This is a genomic window from Candidatus Palauibacter sp. (assembly GCF_965237495.1).
Taxonomy (GTDB): Bacteria; Gemmatimonadota; Gemmatimonadetes; order Palauibacterales; family Palauibacteraceae; genus Palauibacter.
The window spans coordinates 4,280,329-4,291,161 of sequence record NZ_OZ250143.1; the positions used below are offsets into that span (position 1 = coordinate 4,280,329).

Consider the following 10,833-nt stretch of genomic DNA (forward strand, 5'->3'; position numbering starts at 1 on the left):
GTTCACGTTCGGCGCGGGGAGGTGGCGATGGGGACGAGGTCCCTACCGTACGATCCGGAGAGGATGAGGACGAGGTTCCGGCCGTACGATCCGGACCAGCAGCTGCTGCTGCCGCAGGATCTTCGGGAGTGGGTACCGGCGGGGCACTTGGCGCATCATGTGAGCGATCTGGTGGACGCGGCGGACCTGTCGCCGTTCTACGCGCGGTACGAAGGGGATGGGCGGCGGCGGAGCCCGTACGATCCTCGGATGATGGTGAAGGTGTTGGTGTACGGGTACGCGACGGGGGTGTTCTCGTCCCGGAAGCTGGCGCGGCGTCTGGAGGAGGACGTGGCGCTCAGGATGCTGGCGGCGGGGAACTTTCCGGCGCACCGGACGTTGTGCGAGTTCCGGAAGAAGAACCTGAAGGCGTTCGGGGCGTTGTTCGCGGAGGTGGTGCGCCTGGCGCGGGAACTGGGGCTGGCGGGGCTGGGCCGGGTGGCGGTGGACGGGACGAAGGTTCGCGCGAACGCGAGCAAGCGGAAGGCGATGAGCTATGGGCGGATGGGGCCGGAAGAGGCCCGCCTGGAGGCGGAGATCGCGGAGCTTCTGGCGGCGGCCGAGGCGATCGACGCGGAGGAGGACGAGCGCCACGGGGAGGACGTTCGGGGCGACGAGTTGCCCGAGGAGTTGAAGCGCCGGGAGGACCGTCTGGCGGCGATCCGGGCGGCGAAGGCTCGCCTGGAGGCGGAGGCCCGGGAGCGGGACGACGCGCGGGGCCGGAAGCCGGAGTGGGACCGCAACCCGAAGGGGGGGCCGCCGTACAAGCATGCGTACGGGGAGCCGGAGGCGAAGGATCAGACGAACTTCACGGATCCGGAGAGCCGGATCATGCGGACGAGCACGGAAGGCTACCAGCAGTGCTACAACGCGCAGGCGGTGGTGGACGGGGAGAGCCAACTGGTGGTGGGGACGGCGGTGACGGACAACGCGAGCGACCAGGGGCAGTTGGTGGAACGGGTGGACGAGGTGTCCGGGCGGTGCGGGGAGACGCCCGGCCAGGTGCTGGCCGACGCGGGCTACTGTAACGAGGAGGATCTGGCGGCTCTGGAGGCGCGGGGGATCGACGGCTACGTAGCGCTGGGCCGGGAGGGCAAGGGGGCCGGCAAGCCCGACCCGGAGAAGCAGCCGGCGAGGGCGCGCATGGCGAAGAAGCTGGCGGCTCCGGAGGGCCGGGCGGTGTACGCCAAGCGCAAGTGGATCGCGGAGGCGCCCATGGGCTGGGTCAAGGAGGCGATGGGGTTCCGGAGGTTCAGCCTCCGGGGCTTGGAGAAGGTGCGCGGCGAGTGGGACCTCGTGTGCCTGGCGCTCAACATGAGGCGCCTCCACGTCCTTCAGGCAGCGTGAGGGGCCGAAAATCCGTGTCAAGCGTCCCCCGGGGCACAAAAAGAGGTCCGCGGCCCCGCCCGAACGCCGCCCGCCGGGCCGTCTCCCCGCCTACAACGCGTTCCCGTCCGGAAAACGACCGACACTTCGGCTCGCGAGACCCCGCGGGCGGCATCCGATGGCTTCCGCCGCGCTCCTGCGGCGCAGGCTCCTAGTTGAACGTGTGTGGCGAGTAGCAGGAAGTAGTTTCCCGCTTCCTCGACACGGCGATCCTCGGAGAAAGCTTCAAGATCCTTCGCACGCTCGTGACACGCCGAAAGGCGGTGCATCAGCTCCTCTCTGGAAGACCGGTCCATGAGTTCACCCATGATGTCGAAGGCGCAGAGTAGGGCGACGAACCTGCCGTAGTAGTAGGCTGTGCCTTCGTCCCCGCTATCGGCGAGCCAGTCGGCTTTGGCGATGCGCCGTAGAATATCATTTGGCGTGACCAGGTCGCCGAAGCGATGGGGGTTCGGAATCGACATTCTTCTCTGCTCCTTGAGGAAGGGTGATGTAGGCGGTGCCCCCGTCGACCCGGGAATGCCCGCCGATTGATTTGGAATCGAGCAACCCGCTCATGTCTTGCATGCCGTTGTCAGAATCGCGCCATTCCCAATAGCTGTCGTAGACATCGGTGCAGAAGAAGGCTCCTACGGCTCCGAAAATGATGGCTTTGGTACTACCGCCGCCTCTGCTGCCCTTGGCGACGGCCTTCATGGTCTTGGGCATGGGGTTTGAACGAAACGCCATTCCTACGTATCTCTAACCAGCAGAGGTAATTGACGCACGTTAGCTTGACATGTCCCGTGGAGCGATGGCACGGGCAGAATGCCCGCACGGCGTGCTCACGCCGCGCGCGGCCGGACAGCTACGCGAGGGCGTCGAGGTGCTGCCGCGGGATCTCCATCAGGTCGCCACCGTGGCCGAAACGCTGGCGTTCGAGCAAATCGCGTTTTTGATGCCGAATCAAGGGTCATCGCTCGAACCCGCCCCCGTCACGCTCGGGGCCTCGGGGCCGGGGCGGTCGGATAGGAATGGGGGTTATGGTCCGGGCGCGCTCCCGCCCCCATGTAGGTTGGCGTGCTCTCATCTCCCACGCCCACCGCTCCGCGTCCCGCAACCCCCTTCGGTAGTTCTCTCGCACCTTCCGCTCGATCTGCCGGGCGCTTTCGCCGTGTGCCTTGCCCAGGGCGGCCCGCTCGCTCTTGTGATAACGGTCGAGGTCCTCGCGCCAGCCCTCGACCAAGTCCTCCCGGCCCCGGACCGCCCCGACCAACTCTCGCAACGAGCGCTCGATCCGCCAGATCCGGAGCCGACCGCGCACGGTGCGGCTCTCGCGGTCGAGCCTCCGCCGCGTGTCCTCCTGCCGCTTGTGCAACTCGGCCCATTCCTTCCGCGCCCGGCTCTCGAGCCGCCAGAACCCCAGCCAGCGCCGGTCCTCGACCTTTTCCCAAGCCTGCGCCTCGGCGCGCCGCCAAGCCTCCATGTCGACCCGCTCCTCGTCGACCGGCCCCCTCGCCCGCCTCGCCCGCCCGGGCAGCATCCCCTCGCGGCGGTAGCGCGCCCAATGAAGCGGCCGCTCCCACGGGGTGCGAACCACCTCCTCGCCCGCCCGCCGCCGCGCGTTGTTCTTGACCCGCTCCTCGCACCGGATCCGGCCCTGTTCCCGCTCGTAGCCCTCGGCCCAGCGCGACAGCCGGAGCTCGCTGTTGCCCAGCGTCGCCGTCTTCCCGGTCTCCGGATCGACCCGATTGGCGATCACGTGGACGTGCGGGTGCCGCGTGTCGTCGTGCGCGACGATCAGCGCCTCGTGGCCCTCAAGCCCCAGCGCTTCGAGGCTCCCGTCCACCGCCCGGCTCATCTCCCGCCTGTCGGGTGTCTCGCCCCTTGCCCAGCTGAGCGAGTAGTGCAGGACCGGCTTCGCCAGCTTCCGTCCGCCGCGCGCCCCGCCCGCGAGCCGCTTGAGGTCGGGGGCCGCCTTCGCGGTTGCGGCCATCAGCCGCGCGGCCCGCTCCGGCCGGATCGTCGCAAGGTTCCGCGTGTCGGTCCACCCGACCCGCTTCGAGGTCTCCGGACGGCGGTCGTCCGGCTCCGGGGCATCGTGCAGACAGTAGGCAGCGACTCCGGCGAACGAGCGTCCCAGTCCGTTGATCTTCGGGATCATCGGTCCAGCGCCTCGCCGGTCAGGAGACCGGCCGCCAGTTCGCCTACCCGCTCGACCGCCTCCAGCGTTCCGGTCGGTGCCGAAGCCCCGGAGTTCAGGGCCCGGGCGATTTGGTTGAGGTTCACCCCGATCCGGTAGAGCTCGACCCGCTCCCTGGCGCCGAGACGGTGAACGGCCGCCGTGCGGATCGGCTGCCCGAGCGTCCTCCGCCGGATGTAGGCGCCCTTCGTCAGCCCGGCGTCCGCGGCCCGCTCGGCGATCGCCGCGGCCTCCGCGGTCGTGACGCGCACGCAGATCGTGCGGCTCCGGCGTTCGGCCTCGGGCTTCCGGGGACGGACCATGTCGGGCGGCCTCCTTGCGGCGCGCGGGATGTCGTTGCGGGGGTTCGGGGGTGCCCCCCGGCCAGAGGTTTTCGTAACGCGAAAACACATCTGGCTCCCCGGAGACCCGCAAACTGCGGGCCAGCGAGCGGCGACACGCCGCTCACCCCCCGAGTGGCGACCGCGGCTGCCCCGGGAGCCCTGATCGAGCCCTCGGCGCGGGAGCCGACGCCGGAATCCCGGGTCGCCGGAATCGCCATCGCGTACAGTCGGGGGACCGCTTCGGGCCGCGTCAACAACCGTCGAAACGGCGATGTTCAACGGGTTCCAGAGCCGTCCCAACGGCGAACCGGCCTCCGCCAGCGGCACCTCCGTCGCAACCGTCCGACTGGTGTCGAAGTAGTCGGGCCGGAGGCTCGGCACCTCGTCCGGAGTCGTGCGCGCCATGGACCGGGATTTGGCGAAGCGTCATCCGGTCGCTCTGGATGTCCAGCACCGGCAACGCGCCTCATGGAGTGGTGTCGCTCACAACGCCGGACCGTCCGGCGCCGGCAGAGACGCGACAGCGACTGGCGGCATCACGCTCCCCGGGGCGACCTTTCGTTCGCGCAGATCGTGCAGCATCACGAGAGGAATCTTCGGCGTCATCGGTATTCAAGGCGGAGTCTAGGTTCGCCGGGGTGTTCTTCTGCCGACCGACGTGAGAGGAGAATGGCTGTGTCACGACCGACCCAAAGGCACATCGCGTTTCCTCTCGAGAATCATTGGCTTTACAAAGGGGCGGCGCAGGTGCAGGGCGCGGATTCGCTGAAGGCTTGGGCTCGCACCGCCCTTGACGATGCCGTTAAGCGACTGCCGCCCGACGAACGATCCTTAGCTGAGTGGTACGCGACGGAGATGGCCAAGACGGAGGTGGAGGAGCTGTCAATGCTGGAGTCTAGCCTTAGGAGGATTCGAGAGATTCTGGATAAGAGGCCTAGGGACGACGGCTAAGCGGAGGCGCATCTGCGGATTCGCTTTAGTGGGATCGGAGGACGGGGAAACCTCAAGATGGAGAAAGGACGATTGAAGGCTTCGACTCGGTTGCTCTGCTTGGCTACGGTGTCGGTTTCCGTTCCCTCCGCCAGCGCGGCGCAGGCACCGGTGGCGGCGTCCTGCCGCGCTGCCGAGGCCATGCTGCGGGAGCTGGCCGTTCCCGCGCTGGAGGCTGGGGAGCGGGCGGGCTCCCTGTGGAACCGCGTCCAGGTGGAGGAACGGAACCATGAGCAGGCTGAGGGCGAGGCCGAGACCTTGGGCCGGCGCATGCATGACTCTGCGGATTCGCTCGTGTCGGTGTTGCTGAATCCCGCGGTTGCTGACTCGCTGCGGTCGGATCGAATCTGGCTCGGCCTGTCCGGGTCTCTCGGGTCCGCCTCCGACTCCCCGGCGCGGAGGGATTCGGTGGCGCTGGCCGACTCGCTGATGGACGACCGTGTCCGCCTCCATGTGGGGTCGGCAGTCGCTGACTCGATGGCAGCGGCTCGGGACTCGTACCGAGCCGCTCTGCACCGCGACTTCGAGGCGTCGCGTCGGGGCGACGAAGTGGGAAACGAAAAGGCGTTCCTCGGCTCGCGGTGGGCTGAGCTGTTCCACAGGTCGGGTGCGCTTAGGGACTCGCTCCAGGTTCGCGCCGAAGTTGGGGCGACTCGGGCAGCAATCGAGGCAGATTCGGTTCTGGCGAGACGCCTATTGGTGCCGTTGGTCGAAGCGTGGGAACTGGCTCGTGAACGGCGGGATTCAGTCGGTAACGGGTTGTACGGTGGGGAGGACTCGCTGTATTGGGACTGGGTGCGAACGAATTCGGCAGCCCGCGATGCGGAGTTTGACTTGGAATGGGACGCTCCCGAACTGGGCGGGTACGCTGCGCGGGTGTCCATCGCGGTGGAGTTTCGCGGCGCGGCGGCGCAGTGCCGATCCTGTCCGGCGCTCACTGCCGTAGGCGATGCTTGGCGGCTGGTGATGGATCAGATCCCAGATCGCGACTCGGGGCTTTGGCCGGAAGATCCAGGCACGTGGACGGATCCGGATAGCTGGCGGCGGCGCATGGCTGGCCGATCATGGGAGGTGTTCATTTCGGCAATCATGGAGGCGGCGGAATGCGTACGGTAAGCGTTTCTGCCCGGGTAGGGTTGGCCAGCGTGTCCGTGGCATCTACAAGCTTGCACTGCCCGACGGCGTCCGCTACTGCCACCGCCGCTAAGACGCCGCCGTCTACGTTCGCCAGTCCGTCAGTTTCCTGGCGTTGGGGGCAGCAGATGTTGCGCTTGATTCGTGGGATTACGGTTGCCGCCTTCGGGATTCTGGCGTTCCTCCGCCCTGCCATTGCCCAGGAAGGCTTCCTCCCGCGACGCGTTCCGGCTGTTCACTTCCTGCGCGCCCGTTGCGTATACGCTTCAGGTCCAAACAGACGCTCGCGACCTTACGGAGGAGGCCTTGGCCCCCACCGTGAGCAGTCGGCTGCGAGTCGCTCGGATCCATGGGGGCCGCTTGGAGGAACCCGGTCCGCCGGCGCACGCCATCCTCGTCGTCACGGTCCACACCGTGAGCCACAGCTTCCATGTGAGCCTTCAACTCCGCAAAGCCGTCTACGATGAAGCTTCGGGACAGTATGGCGCGGCCGTTACATGGCAGGGCAGCGCCACCGGCGGCGGTCCCGAGCGGGCTCATATCATGGAAGCATTGCTGCCAATGCTCGATTCGTTCGTCGATGAGTATCTTCGCGTAAACGCTCGGGCCTGCACATGACGGCCCGCCTCGATGACCAGATCCGGAAGCTCCTCGAGAAGTGGAAGCCTGACCCTCGTCCAGTCGAATGGTTCCGACCGGACAACGCCCCGCGGTGGCCGCGCCCGCAGCGTGATCGCCAAGAGAAGGAGCGTGACGAGTGAACGACTGGAAGTCGAATCTGCCGTGGTTCCTCACTGGCGCGTCGACCGCTGCGCTCGTGACGGTGCTGCTCACACAGGGGCCGACGCCACAGCGTTTCGTTGCCCCGCCAGCGTCAACGGTCGAGAGGAACGTACCGCCCGGTATCACCAACCCCGTGGCGCCATCTGGAGACCTCATCATCGCGCCTCCCAGCGAGACGCGACCACCGCCGATGGTGACGACCGTCGGATCGCCGCTCGCGCTTTATGACGACAACGGGAACGGTCGGATCTCTTGCGCGGAGGCGAGAGCGCACGGGATTGCGCCTGTCGAGCGGGGCCACCCGGCGTACGAGTATATGCGGGACGGAGACGGTGACGGCGTGGTCTGCGAGTGACCAAATCCGATTGTCTTGAGCGACCTGTCTACGAGGGAGTTGCTTGCGATGCAGGGCCGCACGGATGACAGGGTTCGAGGCGGTGCGGCGTACATCGTGGGTCCAGACGCAGGAACACGACGATCTCAGGGCGTCGGCAAGGCGAGCTTCCAGCTCGCTAGTGGCCGGGAGCAGCATACTCTTCGGGCCACACCGAGGCGGACGAACAGTTCCCCCCTCGACTCCCGACAGGTTCCGCGCCGAAGCGCGCACGATCGCGGCGAAGGGTTCGCCGCGAGTGGTATCGATGTATCGGCGGCTGCGCTTGTGCTGGCCGTTTTTGGGCGCGAGTGCGGAACTATCTTTGCCCAAGTGCCGCAAGACTTCCCGGCTTGCCGCTACGGTTGTGACGTACCGCCTGTCCATCTCGCTCCCTAGTGTATGCTCCACCTGTGTAGGCCGCCATTGGTCCCGCGTAGCCCGCTGGCCCGCCGATGACTTGCGGACGTGAGCGCCGGGAATACCGAGCCGGTACGGCGTTCTAATCGCGCGAGCACGGGTCGACGAAAGAGACGCACTGGCCGACAGACCTGACCTTACCGGGGTTCTTGTGGTCCGAGTCTTCTCGGCGGTCCCCTCATTGATTGCCGTCTCAGTTCAACCCATCGCCCATGCGGCCTCCCAAGTCCACGCTTCGGCCGGACGCTTCGATTTTCTCGAGGATGTAGGATTTCACCCACCGTTCTAACGCTACGGCATCAACGAGGTCACCGGCCGTGCCCTCAGGGTTTTCTACCACGAAGCGGGCTACAAGCCCATCGGCGAGTGCCCGCCGCGCGCTCTTGATTGGGAGCATGTTCTCCGGGTCGATCTTCGAGCTTCGCGTGTGACGCTCCAGCGTCGCCACCGGGGATCGGTATGCGAGGTCTTGGGCCATGTCGTCCGGTAGAACCCAGCGGCGACCATCCGGTGCCACCCAGTAAGGCTTACCCTGACGCTCGCGACGCTCGAAGGTTGACGCGTCACGGACCGGTTTCGTCTCGCTGGGCCGCGCCAACTGCCCGTCACGTAGCCGCCCCGGGACGCTCCGCGCGAACCGCACGGTTTCCGGCCCCACCAACATGGCACCCGACGTGACCGCCAAGACTACCCACCACTCGAGGGCGGACATGAGAGAAGCAATCCCCCATAACGCGTCCGCGCCCTTCCACAACGCGACCGCGAGACCGAGCCCCGCTCCACGTTTCGGTATCTTCTCCTTCAGCATGCTAGCGGAGATGGCAATCCTCCCGCTTGTGGCAAGTGCATAACAAAGATCCGACTCCATGCGCGGAACCGGACGACTAGGCGCTGGGCGTGTGGCTGTCGGCTGGCCGATCCGCAACATAGTCAGCCCAATCTTCCATCACCGTCCGCCGACGCGCGAACAGCGTGCCTCTGGCGTAGGCTGCTTCCACCTTGTCTCGCACTACATGGGACAAGGCCGCCTCCGCCACCTCCCTGGCAACGCCGGTGTCGCCGCACCACACTCTGAACGACGTGCGAAAACCATGGGGCACGGCAAGAACGCCATTCTCTCTCAGCAGCTTCGAGAACGTGCTGTCTGAGAGGACCCGGTTGGTGGGAGAAGGGAAAACAAGCCCATCTTCACCGGCGTGCCGGCGAGCTTCTTGGAGGATCTCAAGCGCTCTTGAAGCGAGCGGCACCCTGTGCGTGCGTCCGGATTTGGTGCGTTCCCCCGGGACCGTCCACGTTGCCGTCCCAAGGTCCATTTCCTTCCAAGTGGCGTGGCGCACCTCGCCCGACCGCACCGCCGTCAGGACCAGGAACTCGAAAGCGAGCTTGGTCGCTGGCCACGCCTGCGAAGCGCGGATCGTTTCCAGTGCGGCTCCCACCTCCCCGTGAGGGAGTGCCCGGAAGTGCTGACGGCCCGTCCCGTGCCGCGGGAGCGCCGAACCGATGGCGTCGCCGGCCGGATTGCTCTCGCGATAGCCTTGGGCCACCGCCCACTTCATGATCGCTCCAATTCGCTGGCGCACTCTACGGGCGGTCTCGGGCTTGCTCGACCAGATCGGTAGCAAGACCTCCATCACGTCCGCAGTCGTGATCTCGTCCACCCCCTTCGCACCCAACCTCGGCATCGCGTAGTCGCGAAGGCTTGCCCTCCACTGACCCTCGCTCTTCCCCCCGGGGCGCCATGACGCACGATGGATTGCGATCACCGTCTCGGCCGCGTCCTCGAACGTCGGCGAGGCGCGCGTGACCAACCTCGGATCTCCGCCGGATCGAGCGGTCTTGCGAAACTCGAAGGCCTTTTGACGGGCCTCCGCCAGGGTGACGTAGGGGTACCCGCCCAAGCCCAGATCCACCCGTTTCCCGCGAACGGTGCCGCGCCATATCCATTGCTTGCTCCCGGAAGGAAGCACCCGTAGGATCAGGCCGTGCTGGTCCCCGTACTTGTCGGCGCCGGTTCTGCCGTTGTGTCCGACGTTGCGGACGAACAGGCCCGTGAGTCTGGTCGACGGCTTCGGTGTCGGCGAGGTCATTTCTCCGGTCAGGGTTGAACATGGTGTCCCACGGTACGTCCCACAATTTATTCAAGAATAGCCGGAACATCGCGGGACGTCAAGGGATGACGGTGAGGCCGTAAACTGCTGTTGACGGGCGATTTAAGACACGTTCAGAGACAAGTGTGGACCGCATGGGAGCAGCGGAGGGGCGGACACCCCCTCCGCCTGGGACGTAGGGAGAAGTGTGGGGCGGTACTCCGCTTGGGGCGCGACTCGAGAGAGTCTCGTGGGTTCGAACCGAGCGAACGAAGTGAGCGAGCTCGGCGAGCCTGCGCAGCAGGTGAGCCCATCCCACCCCCTCCGCCTGCTCTCAATACCTCCGGCGCACCCGGAGGCCTTCGGACGGGTGGCCGAGAGGACTAAGGCGCACGCCTGGAGAGCGTGTGGGCAGCAACCCTGCCTCGTGGGTTCGAATCCCACCCCGTCCGTTCCGACAGCACCGCTGCGACCACGTGCCTCGTGGGTTCGAACCGAGCGAACGAAGTGAGCGAGCTCGGCGAACCTGCGGAGCAGGTGAGCCCATCCCACCCCGTCCGTTCACGTGTTTTGGTGGCCTCCTTCGGCTTGATCCGCCTCGCGGCCCAGCAGGAGTTTCTCCGAGAACTCCATGCGCTCCTCGATGGACTCGAACCGGGTCATGACGTCACCGAGCAGGCCGGACATCTGCACCTTGACGAGTTCCAGCATCTCCTCCCGGTCGCGGCGTTCCTTCTCCAGCCGCTTCTTCTCCTCCCGCTTGTGGGAGAGGCGTGAGAAGGTACGGCCGACAAAGGTCCCCGAGAGGAAGAACGCGCTCCCGAAGAGCACCGCGATCAGGATTTCTACGTCGTCCAAATGACCCTCCGGGATGGTCGGCGTCCATCCACTTCGCACCGAAGTGGCGGGAACCTCACCGATCCTACGCGATAAATAGCCCATGGTGTCAAGGCCGGGAGCGTCCCTCCCCCAAAAAGTTTGACATGGGGAGCCTTCGCGGAACACCTTTACCGGCCGCGCGTACCGTGCAGATTGGCGGTGCGCGACATCCGGAGAGGTGGCAGAACGGCAATGCACCGGTCTCGAAAACCGGCGCCCTCACGGGCTTGGGGGTTC

The 10,833-nt window shown here is 66.5% G+C and carries 11 protein-coding genes and 1 tRNA gene; 5 read left to right on the top strand and 7 right to left on the bottom strand.

Annotated elements, in window-relative coordinates:
- Positions 1-63 precede the first annotated feature (63 nt).
- Entirely contained in the window at positions 64-1,386 is a 1,323-nt protein-coding gene (locus ACPXY0_RS18860; RefSeq protein ID WP_423926806.1) for an IS1182 family transposase, read from the top strand.
- A 17-nt stretch (positions 1,387-1,403) separates the two neighbouring features.
- Here ACPXY0_RS18860 and ACPXY0_RS18865 read toward each other — a convergent pair whose 3' ends face one another.
- From ACPXY0_RS18865 to ACPXY0_RS18880, 4 genes are all read right to left on the bottom strand, one after another.
- Complete coding sequence (locus ACPXY0_RS18865) at positions 1,404-1,889, bottom strand: hypothetical protein (RefSeq protein ID WP_423927256.1); 486 nt, start codon at positions 1,887-1,889, stop codon at positions 1,404-1,406.
- Positions 1,840-2,121, bottom strand: a complete 282-nt coding sequence (locus ACPXY0_RS18870; RefSeq protein ID WP_423927258.1) for a hypothetical protein — start codon at positions 2,119-2,121, stop codon at positions 1,840-1,842. The genes ACPXY0_RS18865 and ACPXY0_RS18870 overlap by 50 nt, the downstream gene beginning before the upstream one ends.
- Positions 2,122-2,377: 256 nt before the next feature.
- On the bottom strand, positions 2,378-3,568 hold the full coding sequence (locus tag ACPXY0_RS18875; RefSeq protein WP_423927260.1) for a relaxase/mobilization nuclease domain-containing protein: 1,191 nt from the start codon (positions 3,566-3,568) through the stop codon (positions 2,378-2,380).
- Positions 3,565-3,909 (bottom strand): plasmid mobilization protein, encoded by a 345-nt coding sequence (locus ACPXY0_RS18880; RefSeq protein WP_423927262.1) that lies wholly within the window; start codon positions 3,907-3,909, stop codon positions 3,565-3,567. Before ACPXY0_RS18880 ends, ACPXY0_RS18875 begins: the two co-directional genes overlap by 4 nt.
- A 768-nt stretch (positions 3,910-4,677) precedes the next feature.
- Here ACPXY0_RS18880 and ACPXY0_RS18885 point away from each other — a divergent pair.
- From ACPXY0_RS18885 to ACPXY0_RS18895, 3 genes are all read left to right on the top strand, one after another.
- Complete coding sequence (locus tag ACPXY0_RS18885; protein ID WP_423927264.1) at positions 4,678-4,881, top strand: hypothetical protein; 204 nt, start codon at positions 4,678-4,680, stop codon at positions 4,879-4,881.
- A gap of 72 nt (positions 4,882-4,953) precedes the next feature.
- A complete protein-coding gene (locus ACPXY0_RS18890) occupies positions 4,954-6,036 on the top strand; it encodes a hypothetical protein (protein ID WP_423927265.1) in 1,083 nt (360 codons plus the stop codon).
- 775 nt (positions 6,037-6,811) lie between these two features.
- A complete protein-coding gene (locus tag ACPXY0_RS18895) occupies positions 6,812-7,192 on the top strand; it encodes an excalibur calcium-binding domain-containing protein (RefSeq protein WP_423927266.1) in 381 nt (126 codons plus the stop codon).
- Positions 7,193-7,823: 631 nt separating this feature from the next.
- On the opposite strand, the gene ACPXY0_RS18900 is transcribed toward ACPXY0_RS18895, so the two are convergent.
- Positions 7,824-8,438: a hypothetical protein gene (locus tag ACPXY0_RS18900; RefSeq protein WP_423927268.1), complete on the bottom strand. Its 615-nt coding sequence runs from the start codon at positions 8,436-8,438 to the stop codon at positions 7,824-7,826.
- 76 nt (positions 8,439-8,514) lie between these two features.
- Complete coding sequence (locus tag ACPXY0_RS18905) at positions 8,515-9,717, bottom strand: tyrosine-type recombinase/integrase (RefSeq protein WP_423927270.1); 1,203 nt, start codon at positions 9,715-9,717, stop codon at positions 8,515-8,517.
- Between the two features lie 364 nt (positions 9,718-10,081).
- Between ACPXY0_RS18905 and ACPXY0_RS18910 the strand changes: the two genes are divergently transcribed.
- Positions 10,082-10,169: transfer RNA gene (locus ACPXY0_RS18910), tRNA-Ser, on the top strand.
- 109 nt (positions 10,170-10,278) lie between these two features.
- On the opposite strand, the gene ACPXY0_RS18915 is transcribed toward ACPXY0_RS18910, so the two are convergent.
- Positions 10,279-10,575 (bottom strand): hypothetical protein, encoded by a 297-nt coding sequence (locus ACPXY0_RS18915; protein WP_419942785.1) that lies wholly within the window; start codon positions 10,573-10,575, stop codon positions 10,279-10,281.
- Positions 10,576-10,833: the final 258 nt, after the last annotated feature.

Excerpts from the sequence above, each read along its gene's own strand:
- ACPXY0_RS18860 (WP_423926806.1), top strand. The coding sequence starts at position 64 with ATGAGGACGAGGTTCCGGCCGTACGATCCGGACCAGCAGCTGCTGCTG.
- ACPXY0_RS18865 (WP_423927256.1), bottom strand. The coding sequence starts at position 1,889 with ATGTCGATTCCGAACCCCCATCGCTTCGGCGACCTGGTCACGCCAAAT.
- ACPXY0_RS18870 (WP_423927258.1), bottom strand. The coding sequence starts at position 2,121 with ATGAAGGCCGTCGCCAAGGGCAGCAGAGGCGGCGGTAGTACCAAAGCC.
- ACPXY0_RS18875 (WP_423927260.1), bottom strand. The coding sequence starts at position 3,568 with ATGATCCCGAAGATCAACGGACTGGGACGCTCGTTCGCCGGAGTCGCT.
- ACPXY0_RS18880 (WP_423927262.1), bottom strand. The coding sequence starts at position 3,909 with ATGGTCCGTCCCCGGAAGCCCGAGGCCGAACGCCGGAGCCGCACGATC.
- ACPXY0_RS18900 (WP_423927268.1), bottom strand. The coding sequence starts at position 8,438 with ATGCTGAAGGAGAAGATACCGAAACGTGGAGCGGGGCTCGGTCTCGCG.
- ACPXY0_RS18905 (WP_423927270.1), bottom strand. The coding sequence starts at position 9,717 with ATGACCTCGCCGACACCGAAGCCGTCGACCAGACTCACGGGCCTGTTC.